This is a genomic window from Pseudomonas asplenii, from assembly GCF_001293465.1.
GTDB classification, from domain to species: domain Bacteria; phylum Pseudomonadota; class Gammaproteobacteria; order Pseudomonadales; family Pseudomonadaceae; genus Aquipseudomonas; species Aquipseudomonas fuscovaginae_B.
The window spans coordinates 81,576-101,592 of the sequence record NZ_JSYZ01000001.1 but is presented as its reverse complement, the minus strand read 5'-3'; the positions used below and the strand labels follow the sequence as shown (position 1 = coordinate 101,592).

15 protein-coding genes and 2 tRNA genes are annotated in these 20,017 nt (G+C 63.3%); 4 read left to right on the top strand and 13 right to left on the bottom strand.

Annotation, left to right across the window (positions count from 1 at the left end):
* Positions 1-84 precede the first annotated feature (84 nt).
* Positions 85-549 (top strand): glycine zipper 2TM domain-containing protein, encoded by a 465-nt coding sequence (locus PF66_RS00495; RefSeq protein WP_010450521.1) that lies wholly within the window; start codon positions 85-87, stop codon positions 547-549.
* Positions 550-730: 181 nt separating this feature from the next.
* Here the strand turns inward: PF66_RS00495 and nhaA are convergent, their stop codons facing one another.
* Entirely contained in the window at positions 731-1,912 is a 1,182-nt protein-coding gene (gene nhaA, locus PF66_RS00490; protein WP_054061638.1) for a Na+/H+ antiporter NhaA, read from the bottom strand.
* A 295-nt stretch (positions 1,913-2,207) separates the two neighbouring features.
* On the opposite strand from nhaA, the gene PF66_RS00485 reads away from it, so the two are divergent.
* Positions 2,208-3,305, top strand: coding sequence for a PLP-dependent cysteine synthase family protein (locus tag PF66_RS00485; protein ID WP_192842647.1), 1,098 nt, complete (start codon positions 2,208-2,210; stop codon positions 3,303-3,305).
* Between the two features lie 34 nt (positions 3,306-3,339).
* On the opposite strand, the gene PF66_RS00480 is transcribed toward PF66_RS00485, so the two are convergent.
* From PF66_RS00480 to rimO, 5 genes are all read right to left on the bottom strand, one after another.
* Positions 3,340-4,110: an SDR family oxidoreductase gene (locus PF66_RS00480; protein WP_054061637.1), complete on the bottom strand. Its 771-nt coding sequence runs from the start codon at positions 4,108-4,110 to the stop codon at positions 3,340-3,342.
* Positions 4,111-4,233: 123 nt separating this feature from the next.
* A complete protein-coding gene (locus PF66_RS00475) occupies positions 4,234-4,695 on the bottom strand; it encodes a DUF1456 family protein (RefSeq protein WP_054061636.1) in 462 nt (153 codons plus the stop codon).
* Positions 4,696-4,747: 52 nt separating this feature from the next.
* Positions 4,748-5,458 (bottom strand): rRNA pseudouridine synthase, encoded by a 711-nt coding sequence (locus PF66_RS00470; protein WP_054056646.1) that lies wholly within the window; start codon positions 5,456-5,458, stop codon positions 4,748-4,750.
* Positions 5,459-5,531: 73 nt separating this feature from the next.
* A complete protein-coding gene (locus PF66_RS00465) occupies positions 5,532-5,981 on the bottom strand; it encodes a GNAT family N-acetyltransferase (protein WP_054061635.1) in 450 nt (149 codons plus the stop codon).
* A 107-nt stretch (positions 5,982-6,088) separates the two neighbouring features.
* On the bottom strand, positions 6,089-7,426 hold the full coding sequence (rimO, locus tag PF66_RS00460) for a 30S ribosomal protein S12 methylthiotransferase RimO (protein ID WP_054061634.1): 1,338 nt from the start codon (positions 7,424-7,426) through the stop codon (positions 6,089-6,091).
* A 324-nt stretch (positions 7,427-7,750) separates the two neighbouring features.
* Between rimO and PF66_RS00455 the strand changes: the two genes are divergently transcribed.
* Entirely contained in the window at positions 7,751-9,649 is a 1,899-nt protein-coding gene (locus PF66_RS00455) for a potassium transporter Kup (RefSeq protein WP_054056649.1), read from the top strand.
* A gap of 68 nt (positions 9,650-9,717) precedes the next feature.
* Here the strand turns inward: PF66_RS00455 and PF66_RS00450 are convergent, their stop codons facing one another.
* The 4 genes from PF66_RS00450 to PF66_RS00435 form a co-directional block, all read right to left on the bottom strand.
* The gene (locus PF66_RS00450) at positions 9,718-11,004 is read right to left on the bottom strand and encodes a virulence factor family protein (RefSeq protein WP_054056650.1); all 1,287 of its coding nucleotides are present in this window, start codon (positions 11,002-11,004) and stop codon (positions 9,718-9,720) included.
* Positions 11,004-13,646, bottom strand: coding sequence for a bifunctional lysylphosphatidylglycerol flippase/synthetase MprF (gene mprF, locus PF66_RS00445; RefSeq protein WP_054061633.1), 2,643 nt, complete (start codon positions 13,644-13,646; stop codon positions 11,004-11,006). The genes PF66_RS00450 and mprF overlap by 1 nt, the downstream gene beginning before the upstream one ends.
* Positions 13,647-13,916: 270 nt before the next feature.
* Positions 13,917-13,993 (bottom strand) — tRNA-Met (locus tag PF66_RS00440).
* A gap of 211 nt (positions 13,994-14,204) precedes the next feature.
* Positions 14,205-14,281, bottom strand: a tRNA-Met gene (locus tag PF66_RS00435).
* Between the two features lie 286 nt (positions 14,282-14,567).
* Between PF66_RS00435 and dinB the strand changes: the two genes are divergently transcribed.
* Complete coding sequence (gene dinB, locus PF66_RS00430) at positions 14,568-15,629, top strand: DNA polymerase IV (protein WP_054061632.1); 1,062 nt, start codon at positions 14,568-14,570, stop codon at positions 15,627-15,629.
* Between the two features lie 36 nt (positions 15,630-15,665).
* Here dinB and PF66_RS00425 read toward each other — a convergent pair whose 3' ends face one another.
* The 3 genes from PF66_RS00425 to PF66_RS00415 form a co-directional block, all read right to left on the bottom strand.
* Positions 15,666-16,619 carry a hypothetical protein gene (locus PF66_RS00425; protein WP_054061631.1) on the bottom strand — a complete coding sequence of 318 codons (954 nt, stop codon included), beginning with the start codon at positions 16,617-16,619 and terminating at the stop codon, positions 15,666-15,668.
* Positions 16,620-16,636: 17 nt separating this feature from the next.
* Positions 16,637-18,352, bottom strand: coding sequence for a proline--tRNA ligase (locus tag PF66_RS00420; RefSeq protein ID WP_054060934.1), 1,716 nt, complete (start codon positions 18,350-18,352; stop codon positions 16,637-16,639).
* A gap of 105 nt (positions 18,353-18,457) precedes the next feature.
* Complete coding sequence (locus tag PF66_RS00415) at positions 18,458-20,008, bottom strand: AmpG family muropeptide MFS transporter (protein ID WP_054061630.1); 1,551 nt, start codon at positions 20,006-20,008, stop codon at positions 18,458-18,460.
* Positions 20,009-20,017: the final 9 nt, after the last annotated feature.

Sequence of the window (20,017 nt, the reverse complement as noted above, 5' to 3'; positions counted from 1 at the left end):
GAAAGCCATTTTATCCGCAGGCTGTCGTGACAGAGGTCAAGCCGCGGAGTTTAATTGAACAATGTCCTTTTGGAGCTGCCTCCCATGCGTAAGTCTGTTCTGCTGATTGCTTCCTTCTCCACAATGGCCATGCTGCTCGGTGGCTGCACCAACAGCCTGACCGGCGATACCTATTCCCGTGATGAGGCCCGTCGCGTACAGACCATCCGCCTGGGTACCATCGAATCCCTGCGTCCGGTCCAGATCGAAGGCACCAACTCGCCAATCGGTGCCGGTGCCGGTGCGATCGTCGGTGGTGTTGGCGGCAGCGCCATCGGTGGCGGCCGCGGCAGTATCGTCACCGCGGTGATCGGTGCGGTGGCCGGTGGCGTTCTGGGCAACATGGCTGAAAAGGGCCTGACCAAGACCCAGGGCGTGGAAATCACCGTACGTGAAGATGACGGCAGCCTGCGTGCCTACGTGCAGGAAGTTGCGCCGAACGAGATCTTCCGTGTCGGCGAGCGCGTGCGTATCTCCACCGTCGGTGGTACCAGCCGCGTTTCCCACTGATCCCTGCGATCAGGCTGTAACAGAAAACCCCGGCCAGTTTCCTGGCCGGGGTTTTCTTTTGTCCGGAGCGTACCGGTCCGCTCCCTCACGGCGCCTCCCGCTGTAGGAGCAAATCTGCTCCGGCGATGGCAAGTCAGGTTCCCACAGGGTAAGTCTGCTCTTGCAATGGCAAGCCATGTTCCTATGGAAGGGCGCTGCGCCGGCTGGCCATGGCCGTGACCACGTAGCCGATCACTGCCGCGAGAATCGAACCGGTGAGGATACCCATGCGATCCATGCCGGCGTAGTCGCTGCTGCCCGGGATGAAAGCCAGGGAACCGACGAACAGGCTCATGGTGAAGCCGATCCCGCAGAGGACCGCCACACCGAGCAGTTGGCCCCAGTTGGCGCCCTGGGGCAGTGCCGCCATGCCGGCCTTGATCGCCAGCCAGGTCAGGCCGAATACCCCGATGGTCTTGCCGACCAGCAGGCCGGCGGCAATCCCCATCGGTACGTGATGGGTGAAGCTCTCCAGGCTGATGCCCACCAGCGATACACCGGCGTTGGCGAAGGCGAACAGTGGCAGGATGCCGAAGGCTACCCAGGGATGCAGGGCATGTTCCAGGTTCAGCAGGGGTGACGGCTCGGCGTTCTTCGTACGCAGCGGGATGCAGAACGCCAGGGTCACGCCCGCCAGGGTCGCATGGACGCCGCTCTTGAGCACGCAGACCCAGAGAATCAGGCCGATGATCAGGTAGGGGCCGAGATTGATCACCCTCAGGCGATTCATCGCGATCAGGGCCAGCAGGCAGGTACCCGCCAGCAGCAGCGAAAGCTCCGACAACTGGCCGGAGTAGAACATCGCGATGACAATGATCGCCCCGAGGTCATCGATGATCGCCAGGGTCATCAGGAACAGCTTCAGCGACACCGGCACACGCTTGCCCAGCAGGGCCAGTACACCGAGGGCGAAGGCAATATCGGTGGCCATGGGAATCGCCCAGCCATCGATTGCCGCCGGGTTCTCCCGGTTCATCAGCCAGTAGATCAGCGCTGGCACCACCATGCCGCCAATCGCCGCCGCGCCCGGCAGGACCACCTGCGAAGGCTTGGACAGATGGCCTTCCAGCACCTCACGCTTGACCTCCAGGCCGATCAGCAGAAAGAACAGCGCCATCAGGCCATCGTTGATCCACAGCAGCAGCGGCTTGGCGATCTTCAGGGCGCCAACCTGGGCGACCACCGGAACCTCCAGGAAGCCGTTGTACAGGTGCGACAGCGGTGAGTTGTTGATAATCAGGGCCAGGACTGCAGCGGCAATCAATAACAGACCGCTGGCGGCTTCCAACTGAAAGAACCGTGTGAAAGTGCTACGCAGGGGCAAGGTTCGCCCTCCATCGATGAAGTCAAAAGGTGGGACACCCAAACCCGTACCCTGAGTTGTTGAAGCAGAACCTGTATTTCTATTTGCGATAACCACAAAGCTGGGGGATCAACTCATGGCAGCCTAGCAGTTACCTGTGCAAATGCGTCCTCACTGTATCTGTGCCGATTGTAGGAAAATTCCTATAGTTGCTGCCGGGTGAATCTCTCACCTTGTTCTTTTCGTGGTTTGGCCTTCAGCTATGCGACGCCAGCCCGTCAGCGCCTTCGGGCGTGTCCGTGACAACGAGTAATCCATCATGAGCGATAACCGACAGTGGTCCCGGGAAGCGATCCGGATCATCGAGGCCGATTTCCAGCGCAGTGCCGATACCCACCTGATTCCCCTGCCATTGCCCGGGCTGCCGGGTATCGAATTGTATTTCAAGGATGAGTCCAGCCATCCCACCGGCAGCCTGAAGCATCGTCTGGCGCGCTCGCTGTTCCTCTATGCGCTGTGTAACGGCTGGCTGAAACCGGGAGCGCCGGTGATCGAGGCGTCCAGCGGTTCGACGGCGATCTCCGAGGCCTACTTCGCCCGGCTGCTGGGGCTGCCGTTCATTGCGGTGATGCCGGCAACCACGTCCCAGGAAAAAATCGCGCAGATCGCCTTCTACGGGGGCAAGAGCCATCTGGTACAGGACCCGACGCAGATCTACGCCGAGTCCGAACGCCTGGCCCGCGAGAGTGGCGGTCATTTCATGGACCAGTTCACCTATGCCGAGCGGGCCACCGATTGGCGGGCGAACAACAACATTGCCGAATCGATCTTCCAGCAGTTGCGCTTCGAGCGGCATCCTGAGCCGAGTTGGCTGATCTCCAGCCCTGGCACCGGCGGCACCACCGCGACCCTGGGCCGTTACGTGCGCTACCGCCAGCACTGCACCCGGGTACTGTGTGCCGATGCCGAGCGTTCGGTGTTCTTCGAGTATTACCAGAGCGGCGATGCCAGCCTGCGTCTAGACTGCGGTTCGCGGATCGAGGGTATTGGCCGGCCACGGGTCGAGGCGTCGTTCCTGCCCAAGGTCATCGATGCGATGGTCAAGGTGCCGGATGCCCTGTCGCTGGCGGCCATGCACTACCTGGCACGGCGCCTGGGGCGGCGGGTCGGCGGTTCCAGCGGGACCAACCTGATCGGTGCGCTGATGGCGGCACGGCAAATGGTCGAGGCCGGGGAGAGCGGTTCGATCGTGGCGATTCTCTGCGATGGTGGCGAGCGTTATGCCACGACCTATTACGACGAGGCCTGGCTCAAGGCCCAGGGGTATGCCCTGGGTGAGCTGATCGAGCAGGTGGCGGCCACGGTCGAGCGGGGCGAGGCATTGCCCGGGAGCGTTCTGCGCGCGGGGATCTGAGGGGGGCTGGCGGTTGCCAGCCGCGAACCATCAGCTACAGGCTGAACCCGCCATCCAACGGGATGATATTGCCGGTCATATAGGCTCCGGCGGTGCTCGCCAGGCTGATGGCCAGCGCCGCCATCTCTTCCTCGCGGTCCCAGCGTTTCATCGGGATCAGCGCGCAATCCTGCGCCAGGGCCTGTTCGTCCTCGACGATATGCCGGGTCATCCTGCTCGGAAAGCGCCCGGGGGCGATCACGTTGACGTTGATATGCTGGCTCACCAGTTCCCGCGCCAGTATCCGCGACATCTGGTGCAGCGCCGCCTTGCTCGGGCCATAGGCGTAGGCCTGTTCCCCAAAGGAGGCGATACCCGCCACCGAGCCGATGTTGATGATGCGTGCCGGATTCTCTGCCGACCCGGCCCGGCGCAGCAGAGGCAGCAACTGCTGGATGCAGCCGAACACCGCCGTGACGTTCAGTTGCATGACCTTCTCCCAGCCCTTGGCCGGGTAGCTGTCCAGCGGCGCTCCCCAGGTGGTGCCGGCGTTGTTCACCAGAATGTCCAGGTGATCGACGAGCCCCGCCAACTGCGTGGCCAGTTCCATGACGCCCGCTTCGCTGGCCAGGTTGGCAGCCAGGGCATGGCAGCGGCCGAGGGTGCCAAGCTCCGCGGCGGTCTGCCGGCAGGCCTCGGCATCGCGAGCGCAGACATAGACCGTGGCACCGGCCTCGACATAGGCCTTGGCGATCATCCTGCCGATACCACGGGTGCCGCCGGTCACCAGAGCGGTGCGGCCTTGCAGGGAAAAGTAGGGATGCATGGCGAGTCCTGAGCGGGAAAGGGTCGTCATACCCTAGCCGCCGGACTCGGCCAGTGGAGCCATTATTGCCCCGGGGAATGTCGCGTCATGCCCGTGGAACCGGCCGGCCCGCGCCGGCCTGGGTCACTGGCGTACACGCAGGGTCAGGCCCTTGAGGAAGTTGCGCAGCAACTGGTCGCCACAAGGGCGATAGTTGTTGTGGCCGACCTTGCGGAACAGCGCGCTCAGTTCCGGCTTGGAAATCGGGAAATCGACCGACTTGAGGATCGTGTGCAGGTCGTCTTCCTTGAGTTCGAACGCCACCCGCAGTTTCTTCAGGATGATGTTGTTGGTCACCGGCAGTTCGATCGGCAGCGGCGGGCGGCTATCGTCCTTGCCGCGCTTGAAGATCACCAGACCGTCGAGGAAGTAGGCCATGACCTCGTCGGGGCAGTGCACGAAGCCTTCTTCGTCATCCTTTTTCAGGTAGCTGACGATATCTGTCCGGGAGGTTTCGAAACCGGTCAGCCTGATGATATCGGCGAGCTTGGCGTCGCTGATATCGAGCATGTAGCGCACGCTGCGCAGCACATCGTTGTGAATCATGGGGACAGTCCTGGGGGGGGGGAGACGCCGCGTATCCGCAGCGGCGTTGAAATTAAAACTTTTCCTTGGGCGACAGGTAGCGCCACTGGCCGACCGGCACCTTGCCGATGGAGACACCGCCGAGACGAATCCGGCGGATGGCCACGACCTGGAGGCCGACGGCTTCGCAAAGCTGGGCGATCAGGCCCGGCTGCGGGTTCTTCAGGGCGAAGCGCAGGCGGTTTTCGTTCTGCCAACTGGCCTTGGCCGCCGGCAGTTCGCGACCCTTGACGGTGATACCGCGGCCAATTCGTTCCAGCCCGTTCTCGCTCATCTGGCCGCTGACTTCGACCACGTACTCCTGCTCGACCTTGGCGATATCCTCGGTCAGCTTGCGCAGGACCTTCCAGTCCTGGGTGAACACCAGCAGGCCGCTGGCATTGGCCTGCAGTTCGGCTGCACTGCTCAGGCGCAGGAAGTGCCCGCGCAACGGGCGCTTGCCGTAGCGGTGCTCCTCGGACAGGCTGGCGGCGCCCAGCAATTGGCGGGCGCTGTCGGTATCGAGGCCGGCGGGCTGGTTCAGCAGCAGGGTCACCGGCTCTGGCGCGGTGGCCTTGGCATTCGGGTCCAGCTCGACCTTCTGGCTGTCGACCTTGAACTGTGGCTCGTCGATGACGTCGCCGTCGACCGTGACCCAGCCACCCTCGATGAACAGCTCGGCCTCCCGGCGGGAGCAGCCGACCAGCTCGATGAGGCGTTTGGAAAGGCGAATGGGTTCAGACATGACAGCGGCCGTAACGAAAAAGGGCTGTCATTGTACCTGCCCGGCCCTCACAGCAGGCGAGTTTGTTTCCCGCTCAGCGTTTCAGTTGCAGGTGCAGCAGTGGATACGGCTGCCCCATACCGTCGTGCTCCGAACGCCCGACCACCTCGAAACCCTGTTTGAAGTAGAAGCCGATGGCCTGTGGATTCTGTTCGTTGACGTCCAGCCGGTTGGCGTTCAGATGGTCGATCGCATACCACAGCAGCAGCTTGCCCAGGCCCTGCCCGCGGTGTGGCGGGGCGATGAAGAGCATCTCCACCTTGCCTGCCGCGACGCCGGCGAAGCCGCTGATCCGCTGGCGTGAATCGCGGGTGCAGATCAGCATCACCGCGTCCAGGTAGCGGGTCAGCACCAGGTTCTTCAGCAGCTCGATGTAGCTGTCCGGGAGAAAATCGTGGGTGGCACGTACGGAGGCTTCCCAGACCTCGGTCAATTCCAGGTAGTCGTTCGGCCTGGGGGTGTAGATGGCTGAGTGCTGGCGCATGTCGCCGTTTCCTTGTCTGACGCGAGGCGGGTCGTTCAGCCAAACGATAGTCGTAAAAAAGCCCCGCATCTCGTGGAAAGAGCGGGGCTTTTCGACTTTTTTACGGCTTACAGGCGCTCGGCCCAGAGATCGTACTCGTCGGCGTCGGTCACCCGGCACCAGATCTTGTCGCCCGGCTTGAGGTCGCCGGCACCGTCGATGAACACGTTGCCGTCGATTTCCGGTGCGTCGAAGAAGCAGCGGCCAACGGCGCCGTTTTCGTCGACTTCGTCGATCAGCACTTCGATTTCCTTGCCGATGCGCTGTTGCAGGCGAGCCGAGCTGATGGCCTGCTGGTGCGCCATGAAACGCTCCCAACGCTCCTGCTTGACCTCGTCCGGGACCACGTCCAGGCCCAGGTCATTGGCCGGGGCGCCTTCGACCGGCGAGTACTGGAAGCAGCCGACGCGATCGAGCTGGGCCTCGGTCAGCCAGTCGAGCAGATACTGGAAGTCTTCCTCGGTTTCGCCGGGAAAGCCCACGATAAAGGTCGAACGGATGATCAGTTCCGGGCAGATCTCGCGCCAGTTCTTGATCCGCGCCAGGGTCTTGTCCTCGAACGCCGGGCGTTTCATGGCCTTGAGCACTTTGGGGCTGGCGTGCTGGAACGGGATGTCCAGGTACGGAAGGATCTTGCCGGCGGCCATCAGCGGGATCAGTTCGTCGACGTGCGGGTACGGGTAGACGTAGTGCAGGCGCACCCAGACGCCCAGGCTGCTCAGGGCTTCGCACAGCTCGGTCATGCGGGTCTTGACCGGGGCGCCGTTCCAGAAGCCGGTGCGGTACTTCACGTCGACGCCGTAGGCACTGGTGTCCTGGGAGATCACCAGCAGTTCCTTGACGCCGGCCTTGACCAGGCGCTGGGCTTCGTCGAGGACGTCACCGACCGGGCGGCTGACCAGCTTGCCGCGCATCGACGGGATGATGCAGAAGCTGCAGTTGTGGTTGCAGCCTTCGGAAATCTTCAGGTAGGCGTAATGGCGTGGGGTCAGCTTGACGCCCTGTGGCGGTACCAGGTCGATCAGCGGGTTGTGGTCCTGGCGTGGCGGCACCACCTCGTGCACCGCGCCGACCACCTGCTCGTACTGCTGCGGGCCGGTCACCGCCAGCACGCTGGGGTGCACCTCGCGGATGTTGCCTTCTTCCACGCCCATGCAGCCGGTGACGATGACCTTGCCGTTTTCCTTGATCGCTTCACCGATCACTTCCAGGGACTCGGCCTTGGCACTGTCGATGAAACCGCAGGTGTTGACCACCACGACATCGGCGTCCTGGTAGGTGGAGACGACGTCATAGCCTTCCATGCGCAGTTGCGTGAGGATGCGCTCGGAGTCCACGAGGGCCTTCGGGCAACCAAGACTTACGAATCCGACCTTGGGATTGGCCGGCGCGGTGGGGGTGGACATGTCTAACCTCGGTTGGGGTGTCAGGTCGTTCGGCGACGCGCAGGGTCGGCGACGACGGGCGCTTGCCGCGCCTCTGATCAAAAAGTGCGCAATTCTAGCGGCGGACGCGGCACTTGAACAGCTTTATGGAGGGAAATGCGACGAGTGCTGCGCTATGCTTCGCCGCGATGCGCTTCGCTGTTATTTTTTGTTTCAAATTACCGGCAAAAGATTGAGCATCGGCAACGGTAGTAAAAGCAGCGCATGCTGAACTGACATGCTGAACTGAAAAAAGAATAGTGCTTCTTTGAAGAAGCCCCGGTCCGGGTTGTGGGGGAGTAGTTGATGGGTCAGGCAGTGAGTCAGGCGCAAGCCGGGCACCCGGCGGCGAAGCCGCTGGGCATGCTGGTTGCCGCGGTGGGGGTGGTGTACGGCGATATCGGCACCAGCCCGTTGTATACCCTCAAGGAGGTGTTCGCCGGCGGCTACGGGGTTCAGGTCAATCACGATGGCGTCTTCGGGATTCTGGCACTGATTTTCTGGTCGTTGATCTGGGTGGTCTCGATCAAGTACGTGTTGTTCATCCTGCGCGCGGACAACCAGGGCGAGGGCGGGATCATGGCCCTGACCGCACTGGCGCGAAGCGCGTCGGCGTCCTACCCGCGGTTGCGGGCGATATTGATCATTCTCGGTCTGATCGGCGCGGCGCTGTTTTACGGTGACAGCATGATCACGCCGGCGATCTCGGTGCTGTCGGCGGTGGAGGGCCTGGAGCTGGCTTTCGATGGCCTGGAACACTGGGTGGTGCCCCTGGCGCTGATTGTGCTGGTGGGGTTGTTCCTGATCCAGAAACACGGCACGGCGAGCATCGGCAAGCTGTTCGGCCCGGTGATGGTCGCCTGGTTCCTGGTGCTGGCGTTCCTGGGGGTGCATGGTATCGCCCAGCATCCGGAGGTGCTCAGCGCACTGAACCCGATGTGGGGTGTGCGCTTCTTCATCGTGCATCCCGGCATGGGCGTGGCGATCCTTGGCGCCGTGGTGCTGGCGCTGACCGGTGCCGAGGCGCTGTATGCCGACATGGGGCACTTCGGTCGCAAGCCCATCGCCCGTGCCTGGTTCGCCCTGGTGCTGCCGGCGCTGGTGCTGAACTATTTCGGCCAGGGTGCCCTGCTGCTGGAGAACCCGGAGGCGGCGCGCAACCCGTTCTACCTGCTGGCACCGTCCTGGGCACTGATCCCGCTGGTGGGACTGTCGACCCTGGCCACGGTCATCGCCTCCCAGGCGGTGATTTCCGGAGCCTTCTCGCTGACCCGCCAGGCGATCCAGCTCGGCTATATCCCGCGCATGTACATCCAGCACACCTCGAGCGCCGAGCAGGGGCAGATCTACATCGGAGCGGTGAACTGGACCCTGATGGTTGGCGTGATCCTGCTGGTGCTCGGTTTCGAATCGTCCAACGCACTGGCTTCGGCCTACGGCGTGGCGGTGACCGGCACCATGCTGATCACCAGTATCCTGGTGTCGGCGGTGATGCTGCTGTTGTGGAAATGGCCACCGATTCTCACCGTGCCGATCCTGGTCGGGTTCCTGCTGGTGGATGGCTTGTTCTTCGCCGCCAACGTGCCGAAGATCGTCCAGGGCGGGGCTTTCCCGGTGCTGGCGGGGATCGTGCTGTTCCTGTTGATGACCACCTGGAAGCGCGGCAAGGAGCTGCTGGTCGATCGCCTCGACGAAGGCGGCCTGCCACTGCCGATCTTCATCGGCAGTATCCGCGTGCAGCCGCCGCACCGTGTTCAGGGTACGGCGGTGTTCCTTACCGCGCGCCCGGATGCGGTGCCCCATGCCTTGCTGCATAACCTGTTGCACAACCAAGTGCTGCACGAGCAGGTGGTGCTGCTGACGGTGGTCTACGAGGATATTCCGCGGGTGCCGGCCCAGCGTCGCTTCGAGGTCGACGCCTATGGCGAGGGCTTCTTCCGGGTCATTCTGCACTTCGGTTTCACCGACGAGCCTGACGTGCCGGAAGCGTTGAAGCTGTGCCATCTCGACGAGCTGGATTTCAGCCCGATGCGTACCACCTACTTCCTCAGCCGCGAGACCGTGATTGCCTCGAAACTGGTCGGCATGGCCCGCTGGCGCGAGTCGCTGTTCGCCTTCATGCTGAAGAATGCCAACGGCAACCTGCGGTTCTTCAAGCTGCCGGTCAACCGGGTGATCGAGCTGGGGACCCAGGTCGAGATGTAATCCCGGAGCATGAAAAAGCCCCCGTTACCTGGCGGTAGCGGGGGCTTTTTTATCGGTCTGGCTTGAGCCTACTCAGCCTTGTCCTTGTTCTGGCGCTTGTCGATCGCCGCGATCAGGCGCTTGGCCAGTGCCGGATAGTTCTCGTCGAAGTGGTGCCCGCCTGGCAGTTCCATCGGCTCGCCCACGGCGGTCTTGGTGGTGCAGCCGCTTTCGTCGACCTCTTCCTTGCCGTAGATGCACAGCACCTTGGCTGCTGGCAGCCTGGCCATGTCGGGGCCGGTGTCCAGCTCCATGCCAGCCTTGCCCAGCCAGCCGTCGACGTGGATCTCGAAGCTGCCGCTGCGGGCGAAGGCCAGCAGGATAATCGCGTCCACCCGCTGTTGTTCGGCTTCCGGCAGGTGGTTGTAGATCGCCGGCAGCACGTCCGCGCCAAACGAGTAACCGGTCAGCACGAAGCGCTTGGTGCCCCATTTCTGCCGGTAGTGCTGCATCAGTTCGGTCAGGTCGACGGCGCTCTGTTCCGGGCTCTTGTGCTGCCAGTAGTAGCGCAGGGTGTCGATGCCGACCACCGGGTAGCCCATCTTCGCCATTTCGCCGGCGACGTCACGGTCCAGGTCGCGCCAGCCACCGTCGCCGGAAAGGAACAGGGTCACGGTGTCGGTGGTCTGGCCGGCCGGCACCTCGACCACCGGGATCGCCAGGCCGCCGTTCTCGTTGCCCACCAGCATCTTGCGCAGTTCGTTGTTCAGGACCTGCGGCAGATGGATGTCGTAGTCGCTGATGCTGGTCTCGGCGTTGGGTTGATCGCGCACGAAGGCCGCGCTCGGATCGTCCGGGCCGTCGTTCCAGGCCACCAGCCAGTGGCCATGGGCCGCGGTTTTCGGTACTGGCGTGCTGCAGCCCGGCTGCTCGAGGGTGAAACCGACCGAGATGGCCTGGGCCTTGTCGTTGCTCTGGCTGGCCAGCCAGTTCCAGGCCAGGGAGGCGCCGGGGCCGATGCCGGTGACCACGGTGGCCGGACCGTTCAACTGCTTCATCGCCGCGTCGAGCGCAGCCTGCTGCAGCTTGCAGTCGTCCTTGGGCAGGATCACCTGGACGATCTGCGCCGAGCCACCGCGGCTCAAGGCCGCCAGTTGCTTGTCGCTCAGGGCGTCTTCGGCGAGCGTGGCAACGATGACCTGGGCCTTGGGCTTGGTGCCGGGAATCAGGCGGGTCAGGGGCGAGCCATCGGGCTGGGCCAGGTGTTCGATGGCCGGTTCCGGCGCGGGACGCTTCGAGAACCAGTAGCCGACGCCGAGAAGCGCGGCCAGGACTACCACTATTACCAGTACAAACCGCCAGGAGCGTCGAATCATCAGCGTTTCACCAATCCAGTCAAGCCACCCGCGATCAGGGCAGCGGTATCGGCCAGGGCGACCAGCGGATCGAGTCCGGCTGGTACGGCCATGTAACGGGGTTCCCAGTCAGGCTGGAACTTGTCCTTGAAGCGGCGCAGCCCCTGGAAGTTGTAGAGCTGCTCGCCGCGCTGGAACACCATCGAGCCCAGGCGCTGGGTCAGTGGCGCACCCCGCCGCGGTTGCAGGCCGGAGAGCGGCACCATGCCAAGGCTGAAGCGGGCGTAGCCCTGCTGCTTGTAGTGCTGGATCAGGCCGACCATCAGGAACTCCATGGTCAGCTTCGGTGCATCGGGGTGCGAGCGCATCAGGTCGAGGCTGGCCAGCTCGTGGCTGTGGGTCTCGAGCAGGTTGGCGAACGCCACCGGGCGACCTTCGAAGTGGATGATCGCCACCCGGAAGTGATTGATGTAGTCCGTGCTGAAGCGGCCCAGGGAGAAGCCTTTCTCGCGGACGTTCTTGCCGGTCAGCCAGGCGTCGGAGATCACCTTGAGCTCGTCCATCGGCGCCTGTCCCGGCTCGTAGATCTCCAGGGACAGGCCGTCGCGGCTGCCACGGTTCCAGGTGTAGCGCAGGTCCTTCATCTCCTTGCCCTTGGACTCGAGGTCGAAGCGCTTGAGATCGACCCGGGCCTCTTCGCCGAGCTTGATGGCGGTCAGGCCGATGTCCATGTAGTACGGCAGGTTTTCGGCGCGGACCTGATAGAACACCGGACGGGCGTGATGGGTGTCGCACAGGTCGCGGAACTGCCAGATCAGTTCGGCACGCTGGCGCGCCGGGCCGATCGGGTCGTACAGCGCCACCAGGCTGCGGCCGCGGCGGGCATACATGAGGAAGGCGGTATCGCTGGGGTGGAACAGGAACGCCTTGTCGCCGGTCAGTGCCAGGCCACCGTCGGGCTGGTCGGAGGCCAGCAGGATCTTGTGGGCGCGGTCCAGTTCTTCGGCATTGGGCTGGTGGATCACCGGGCGTTCGGTGCGCAGCAACCACGTCAGCGAGACCACTACCAGCAGCACGGCGGCGCCCAGCAACGAGCGCAGGCCACGGGGGGCGTCACCATCCAGTGCGAACTGCCACCACAGTTCATGGCTGTAGGGCACGTCCTGGTAGGCGAACAGCAGCAGCCATACCGACGCGCCGAGTACACACAGGCTGGCCACCAGGTACAGCGGCGAGAACGGCAGTTCGGTCAGGCGGCTGGGGCGGTAGAAGGAGCGGCGGAACATGCCCAGCAGGCAGGCGGTGGCCGTCAGCATGCTGGCTTCTTCCCAGTCGAAGCCCTTGAGCAGCGAAAGCAGGGCGCCGACCAGCAGCAGGATCATGGTCAACATCCAGGCGGCCGACAGGCGCCGGCGCAGGCCCTGGGCCAGCAGCAGGCAGAGTACGCCGACCAGGCTGGCACCGAAGTGCGAGGCGTCGATCAGGCGGTCCGGCACCAGGAAGTCGATACCTTCCAGGCGGGTGTCGATTTCCGGGGTGGCGCCGGAGAACAGCAGGGCCACACCGGAGAGGAAGACCAGTACCGCGAGGATCGGCGCGGCCAGGCCGGAGGCCACGCGCATGCTCTGGCGCGAGGCGATCAGGCGCTGGGCTTCGGTGCTCAGCAGCGCCAGGCAGGCCAGCAGCAGCGGCAGCAGTACATAGATCAGACGATACAGCAGCAGCGCCGCAGCCAGTGGTGCCGCGCCCAGTTCATTGGTGAAGGCGGCCAGCAGGATCGCTTCGAACACCCCGACACCGCCGGGCACGTGGCTCAGTACCCCGGCCGCCAGCGCCAGCAGGTAGACCAGCAGGAAGGCACCGAACGGCGGCGCCTCCGGCAGCAGCAGATAGAGCACGGTGGCCGCCGCCGCCACGTCCAGGGCGGTGATGACCAGTTGCAGCAGGGTCAGGCGCGCACTGGGCAGGCGCAGGGTCCGGCGGCCGACCTTGACCAGCAGATTGTTCGGAATCGGTTGTTCCGGCAGGCGACGGCGATAGATGCCCAGCGCCAGCAGTGCGGACAGACCGAGGATGGCAACGGCGATGCCGCCCAGCAGATAGGGCGGCAGGTGCAGGGCCTGGGAGGCCGCCGGCAGGTTGCTCAGGGTCGCCAGGGCAGCCAGCGGTGGCAGGGCGCAGCCCAGCGACAGGCTGGCGAACAGGGTCATCCGTGCGACTTCGGCGGCGCCCAGGCCATTGCGGGCGTAGAGACGGTAGCGGACCGAACCGCCGGAGAGCAGCGACAGGCCGATGGCATTGCCGATGGCGAAGGCAGTGAAGCCGCCGAGCATCAGGGTCTTGCCGGGCAGTTGGACATCCGCGTAGCGGCTGGCGGACCACTCATAGCCGAGCAGGATGAGGAAGCCGATGGCGGTGGCCGCCACCGCTCCGCCCAGGGCCGGCTTGGGCACGCTCATGATCGAGTCGTGCAGTGCATCCAGGTCCAGCTCCATCAGCAGATGGCGACAGGCGACCAGGGCAATGGCGAACAGCAGCAGAGTGACGGCCAAGCCGACGGATTGGCGATATTTGCTCAACAGATCCAGCCAGCGCAAACGGGTGGCTGCAATCGGGTGTGTCGCTGTGACGGAGTCTTGTGGTTCAGACGAGTTGGCGCGCATCAATCACCTCTAGGATTGTGCGCGACAGGATGGAGGTATCCAGCCAAGTTACCAATCCCTATGGACAAAATAATTACAAATATTAACGCGTCTCGCCGCTTTGCGGCGACCCACGCCCCGGGGCTTTTGTAGAGGAAGTTTGTTGCGAATTCAGCATAGCCTGTGCAGCGATTGACTCCGATTTCCGTCGAGGGTTCGTGCGGTTGGCTGGAAGGACTTTTTCGACGGATACAAAAAAGGCCACTCTTTCGAGTAGCCTTTTCTGATATTTGGTTGCGGGAGCCGGATTTGAACCGACGACCTTCGGGTTATGAGCCCGACGAGCTACCAGGCTGCTCCATCCCGCGTCAGTGAGGCGGCATTCTACAGTCGAACGGCGCGCTGTCAACCATTAATGGTCCGAAAGGTCAAAAAAATGCAGAAATGCCGGGAATGACTCTATGGCTTCCATAAGCCTCAGGCAGCCAAGGCTTTTTTGAATCGAAGGGGAGTGGTGCTGGGTAGAAATAGCCAGAAACAAAAAAGGCCATATCTTTCGATATGGCCTTTCCTGATGTTTGGTTGCGGGAGCCGGATTTGAACCGACGACCTTCGGGTTATGAGCCCGACGAGCTACCAGGCTGCTCCATCCCGCGTCTGATGTGGCGGCATTCTACAGATCTGTGCGGGTCTGTCAAACCCTAATTTCAAAAAACCTCTTTATTGTTCAACTGCTTAGCCTCTGCCGACAGGCTTTGAGGTAGCTCGGGGCCATGCCAGGCAAGGGTTTCAGCTCTATTGTGGTCGAAGCGTCGATTGAAAAAATAAATTCATTGGGGCTGATCCGCACAATCTGCGAAGGAGGTGCAAACTACTGGTGCTATATACAGTTACTGGTGCGATACTGGCGCTCTATGGCATCCGTTTCCAGAACTGTCCTACATGACGCAACGCAAAATCATTCACGTCGACTGTGATTGCTTCTACGCCGCCATCGAGATGCGTGACGATCCGAGCCTGGCAGGCAGGCCAATGGCGGTGGGCGGTTCAGCGGAACGCCGGGGGGTGATCGCCACCTGCAATTACGAGGCACGGGCATTCGGTGTGCGTTCGGCGATGTCCTCGCGGCACGCCCTGGGGCTGTGCCCGGACCTGCTGATCGTGAAGCCGCGGATGGAGGTGTACAGGGAGGTTTCGAAGGAAATCCAGGGGATCTTCCGCGACTATACCGACCTGATCGAGCCGTTGTCGCTCGACGAGGCCTATCTCGATGTTTCCGACAGCCCGCACTTTGCCGGCAGTGCGACGCGCATCGCCCAGGATATCCGGCGACGGGTCTCCCGGCAGTTGCACATCACGGTCTCGGCAGGTGTTGCACCGAACAAGTTCCTGGCGAAAATCGCCAGCGACTGGAGAAAACCCGATGGGCTGTTCGTGATCACGCCCGACCAGGTGGAGGACTTTGTCGCCGAGCTGCCGGTGAGCAAGCTGCATGGCGTCGGCAAGGTCACGGCACAGAAGCTGGAGCGGCTGGGGATCGTCGACTGCCTGCAGTTACGCGAGTGGGGCAAGTTGGCCCTGGTGCGCGAGTTCGGCAGTTTTGGCGAGCGTCTCTGGGGGCTGGCGCGGGGCATCGACGAGCGTCTGGTGCAAAACGACAGTCGGCGGCAGTCGATCAGCGTGGAAAACACCTATGACACCGATCTGCCCGATCTTGAGCATTGCCTGGAAAAACTGCCGGAATTGATGGAGACCCTGGCCGGACGCATGGCGCGGCTGGACAGCAGCTATCGACCGGGCAAGCCGTTCGTCAAGGTGAAGTTCCACGACTTCACCCAGACCACCCTGGAGCAGGCCGGGGCCACGCGGGATCTGGAGAGTTACCGGCAGTTGCTCAGCCAGGCGTTCGCCCGGGGTGGCAAGCCTGTTCGCCTGTTGGGAATTGGCGTGCGCCTGCAGGATCTGCGCGGCGGGCATGAGCAACTGGAACTGTTCAGTCGTTGAAGGGCCCGCCTCGCAGAAGCTGGGCCCCCGATCGACTCAAATAGCCCCGGGATCGGCCACCAGGCGTCCGGCGTTCCTGGTCAGCGACTTGAGGAACTCCCGCTGCAACTCGGGATCGTTGCGGGTCAGTTCGATCAGGCTCTGTTCCAGCTCGCTGGCTTCCTCTTCCAGGCCCAACTCCGACAGGCGCTTGACCCGATGCACCCACTGGCTGACATCGTCGCCCTCGAGGTCGTCGTAGATCAGCGCGTGAGCCTCGACCAGCTTGCCGCGCAGCTTGCTACTGATGGACAGGCTGGAGTCGGAATGGATCTGGTCCTGGGTGTCCTCGACCCGAATCGTCAGGCTGCCGATTTGGTTCAGGTCCTGCTCGGCAAACGGACTGTCGAGCAGGTTCAGGCGCAGGACGCCGTGGCGGTCGGTGGTCAGTTCGTAGGTCTGGCGACCGGCGATCACCTCGACCGGACGCTCGGCCCAGGGCAGGCTCGAGTATTCCATGCGCTTGTCGCGCTGGACTTCCTCGATGGCGGCCAGGTTCTGCTGCGCCCGGCCATGGGACTGCATGTTCATGAACGGGTTGAGGCCGTCGACACCGTAGCTCAGCCAGTCGTGGGTCACGCTGGTGGGCAGGGAGCCGAGGGCGAACACGTTGACCACGTTGGCGCCGATGCCACCGACCAGCGCCACGGCGCCCAGCGGTATCTCGTAGGCCTTGCGCCAGGGCTGGTAGGGTGTATAGCGGTCGTAGCGACGGGTGACATCGAACTCGGTGACCTCGAAGGTCTTCTGTTCGTGGATGCGTACGCGACGCTGTGGCAATTCGAGGATCTTCGGCTCGCCGACATCGATCTGCAGGCTGTGTTCGAGCAGTTTGCGCTCGACGCGTTCCTCGTGCTCGCTGCGCTGTGACATCGGGTTGGCACAGCCGGCCAGCAGCAGGGCGCCGCACAAGGCGGCGCCCCCTAGGGTCAAGGTACTTCGACTGGACATGAGGGCTCTATCCGGGTTCAGCGACGGATACGGGCCTGGAGGAACGACAGGACGTCGGCAACCGGCAGCACCTGCGCCTCGCTCTCGGTACGGCTCTTGTATTCCAGGTTGCCTTCGGCCAGGCCACGGTCGCTGACCACGATCCGGTGAGGGATACCGATCAGCTCCATGTCGGCGAACTTGATGCCCGGGCTGGTCTTCTTGTCGCGGTCGTCCAGCAGCACCTCGAAACCGGCAGCAGTCAGCTCGGCGTAGAGCTTGTCGGTGGCTTCGCGAACCTGCTCGGTCTCGTAGCGCAGCGGTACCAGGGCGATCTGGAAGGGCGCGAGGCTGTCGCTCCAGATGATGCCGTTGTCATCGTTGTTCTGCTCGATGGCCGCTGCCACCACGCGGGATACGCCGATGCCGTAGCAGCCCATGGTCAGGGTGACCGGCTTGCCGTTCTCGCCCAGCACCTGGCACTTCATCGCTTCGCTGTACTTGGTGCCCAACTGGAAGATGTGCCCGACTTCGATGCCGCGCTTGATTTCCAGGGTGCCCTTGCCGTCGGGGCTCGGATCGCCGGCGACGACGTTACGCAGGTCGGCGACAGTCGGTACGGGCAGGTCACGCTCCCAGTTCACGCCGAAGTAGTGCTTGTCGTCGATGTTCGCGCCGATCCCGAAGTCGCTCATCAGGGCGACCGAACGGTCGATGATGATCGGCAGTGGCAGGTTCAGCGGACCGAGGGAGCCGGCGCCGGCGCCGATGGCGTCACGCAGTTCGGCGTCGGAGGCCATGACCAGCGGGCTGGCGACGCCAGGCTGGTTGGCGGCCTTGATTTCGTTCAGTTCGTGGTCGCCACGGACGATCAGGGCAATCAGCTTGCCTTCTTCCTCGGCGTGGACGATCAGGGTCTTGACGGTCTTTTCGATCGGCAGGTTGTAGCCTTCCACCAGTTGCGCGATGGTTTTCGCGTCCGGGGTGTCGACCAGGCGCAGCTCCTCGGTCGGTGCGGGGCGCGAGGTTTCGCGAGGTACTGCCTCGGCCTTCTCGATGTTCGCCGCGTAGTCGGAGCCGTTGCTGAAGACGATATCGTCTTCGCCGGACTCGGCCAGTACGTGGAACTCGTGGGAACCGGCACCGCCGATCGAGCCGTTGTCGGCTTCCACCGGACGGAAGCGCAGGCCCAGGCGGGTGAAGATGTTGCAGTACGCCTGGTGCATGCGGTCGTAGGTGACCTGTAACGACGCCTGGTCGGCGTGGAAGGAGTACGCGTCCTTCATGATGAATTCACGGCCGCGCATCAGGCCGAAGCGTGGACGGATTTCGTCCCGGAACTTGGTCTGGATCTGGTACAGGTTGATCGGCAACTGCTTGTAGCTGCTCAACTCGTTGCGGCACAGATCGGTGATCACTTCCTCATGGGTCGGGCCGGCGCAGAAATCGCGGTCATGGCGGTCCTTCAGGCGCAGCAGCTCGGGGCCGTACTGTTCCCAGCGGCCGGATTCCTGCCACAGTTCGGCTGGCTGGATACCCGGCATCAACACTTCCAGGGCGCCTGCCGCGTCCATTTCCTCGCGCACGATGGCCTCGACCTTGCGCATCACGCGCAGGCCCATGGGCAGCCAGGTGTACAGGCCGGAGGCGAGTTTACGGATCATCCCGGCGCGCAGCATCAGCTGGTGGCTGATCACGACCGCATCGGAAGGCGTTTCTTTCAGTGTGGCGAGCAAATATTGACTGGTGCGCATGAATTGGCCGTTGTCGGTGCTTATGACTGGAAATGACGGAGCATTGTACGGGCGGGATACGGCGGCGTACAGGCATGAGGCGGGGGAGGCCGGCTCCCCCTGTATTTATGGGGTTTCCTGGCTTTCTTCCTGGGGAGATGGCGCGGGGCCGCCACGGCGAATCTCCTGATACCAGTGCAAGGCGATCAGGATCAGGGTCGGAATGCCCATTATCGCGGTCACGATGAAGAACTTGTGGTAGCCGAGTTTTTCCACCATCACCCCCGAGTAGCCACCGATCAGGCGCGGCAACAGCAGCATGATCGAGCTGAGCAGGGCGTACTGGGTGGCGGAGAACTTCAGGTTGGTCAGGCTCGACAGGTAGGCGACGAAGGCCGAGGTGGCCATGCCCGAGCTGAAGTTGTCGAGGGAGATGGTGACGATCAGCATGTTCAGGTTCGGCCCCATGTCGGCCAGCAGCATGAACAGCAGGTTGGTCGCGGCCGAGGCGGCGCCACCGATGAACAGGATCGGCAGGATGCCGAAGCGCACGATCAGCAGGCCGCCCATGCCGGCGCCCACCAGGGTCATGATCAGGCCGAAAATCTTGCTGACCCCGGCGATCTGGTCCTTGGTGAAGCCCTGGTCGATGTAGAAGACGTTGGCCATCACCCCCATCACCGTGTCCGACATCCGGTAGGTGGCGATCAGCCCGAGCAGCAGCAGGGCCTGCCAGCGGTAGCGCACGATGAAGTCGTTGACCGGCGTCAGTACCGGCGCCAGGCCGCGGCGCCCCAGGCGCGACAGGCAGAGGGCAGTCAGGGTGGTGTAAAGGATCGCGCGCAGGAAGGCGCGGTCCTCGAGCAGCAGGTCGAGCAGGGTGACGCCGTGGAACAGCACGCTGGCGAAGTCGGTGTTGTAGAGCTGGGTGAACATCGCCGGTACCGAGACCAGCAGGATGATCAACACGAATACCGAGGCCAACTGATGGATGAAGCTGTAGCGCCCGGCCGACAGCTGCGTGCGCAATGGCACCGGCGGCTCGCGCATCAGCAGGGTGGTAAGCAGCGCCGGGATCATCAATACGCCGAACAGCACGTAGGTGCCGGTCCAGGCCGAATGCTTGTAGCTGAAACCGGTGGAGCCGAAACCTTCGGCGAAGAACAGTGCACCGGCCGTCGCCAGCAGTGCCGCGACCCGATAACCGGACATGTAGCTGGCGGCGAGAGCGGCCTGCTGGCTGTCGTTGGCGATTTCCAGGCGATAGGCGTCCACCGCGATATCCTGGGTGGCGGAGGCGAAGGCGACGAGCACGGCGATCGCGATCAGCCAGGACAGGTGCTTCTGCGGGTCGCAGAAACCCATGCCGATCAGGCCCAGGACAATCAGTGTCTGGGCCAGCACCAGCCAGGAGCGGCGGCGTCCCAGTTTGCCCAGCAGCGGCAGGCGCCATTGGTCGAGCAGGGGCGACCAGACCCATTTGAACGCGTACGCCAGGCCGATCAGGCTGGCATAACCGATGGTTTCACGGGCGACGCCAGCCTCGCGCAGCCAGACCGAAAGCGTCGAAAACACCAACATGTAAGGCAGACCGGCAGCGAAACCGAGCAGCAGCAACACTAATGTCGAGGGGCTGGCATAGGCAGCAAGCGCGGCGCGCCAGGTTTTACGGGGCATGGGCTGGAA

What these genes read in the sequence shown, in the direction of transcription:
- PF66_RS00495 (WP_010450521.1), top strand. Translation starts at nt 85, where the DNA reads ATGCGTAAGTCTGTTCTGCTGATTGCTTCCTTCTCCACAATGGCCATG.
- PF66_RS00480 (WP_054061637.1), bottom strand. Translation starts at nt 4,110, where the DNA reads ATGCATCCCTACTTTTCCCTGCAAGGCCGCACCGCTCTGGTGACCGGC.
- PF66_RS00475 (WP_054061636.1), bottom strand. Translation starts at nt 4,695, where the DNA reads ATGATTCACAACGATGTGCTGCGCAGCGTGCGCTACATGCTCGATATC.
- PF66_RS00470 (WP_054056646.1), bottom strand. Translation starts at nt 5,458, where the DNA reads ATGTCTGAACCCATTCGCCTTTCCAAACGCCTCATCGAGCTGGTCGGC.
- PF66_RS00465 (WP_054061635.1), bottom strand. Translation starts at nt 5,981, where the DNA reads ATGCGCCAGCACTCAGCCATCTACACCCCCAGGCCGAACGACTACCTG.
- rimO (WP_054061634.1), bottom strand. Translation starts at nt 7,426, where the DNA reads ATGTCCACCCCCACCGCGCCGGCCAATCCCAAGGTCGGATTCGTAAGT.
- PF66_RS00455 (WP_054056649.1), top strand. Translation starts at nt 7,751, where the DNA reads ATGGGTCAGGCAGTGAGTCAGGCGCAAGCCGGGCACCCGGCGGCGAAG.
- PF66_RS00450 (WP_054056650.1), bottom strand. Translation starts at nt 11,004, where the DNA reads ATGATTCGACGCTCCTGGCGGTTTGTACTGGTAATAGTGGTAGTCCTG.
- mprF (WP_054061633.1), bottom strand. Translation starts at nt 13,646, where the DNA reads ATGCGCGCCAACTCGTCTGAACCACAAGACTCCGTCACAGCGACACAC.
- dinB (WP_054061632.1), top strand. Translation starts at nt 14,568, where the DNA reads ATGACGCAACGCAAAATCATTCACGTCGACTGTGATTGCTTCTACGCC.
- PF66_RS00425 (WP_054061631.1), bottom strand. Translation starts at nt 16,619, where the DNA reads ATGTCCAGTCGAAGTACCTTGACCCTAGGGGGCGCCGCCTTGTGCGGC.
- PF66_RS00420 (WP_054060934.1), bottom strand. Translation starts at nt 18,352, where the DNA reads ATGCGCACCAGTCAATATTTGCTCGCCACACTGAAAGAAACGCCTTCC.
- PF66_RS00415 (WP_054061630.1), bottom strand. Translation starts at nt 20,008, where the DNA reads ATGCCCCGTAAAACCTGGCGCGCCGCGCTTGCTGCCTATGCCAGCCCC.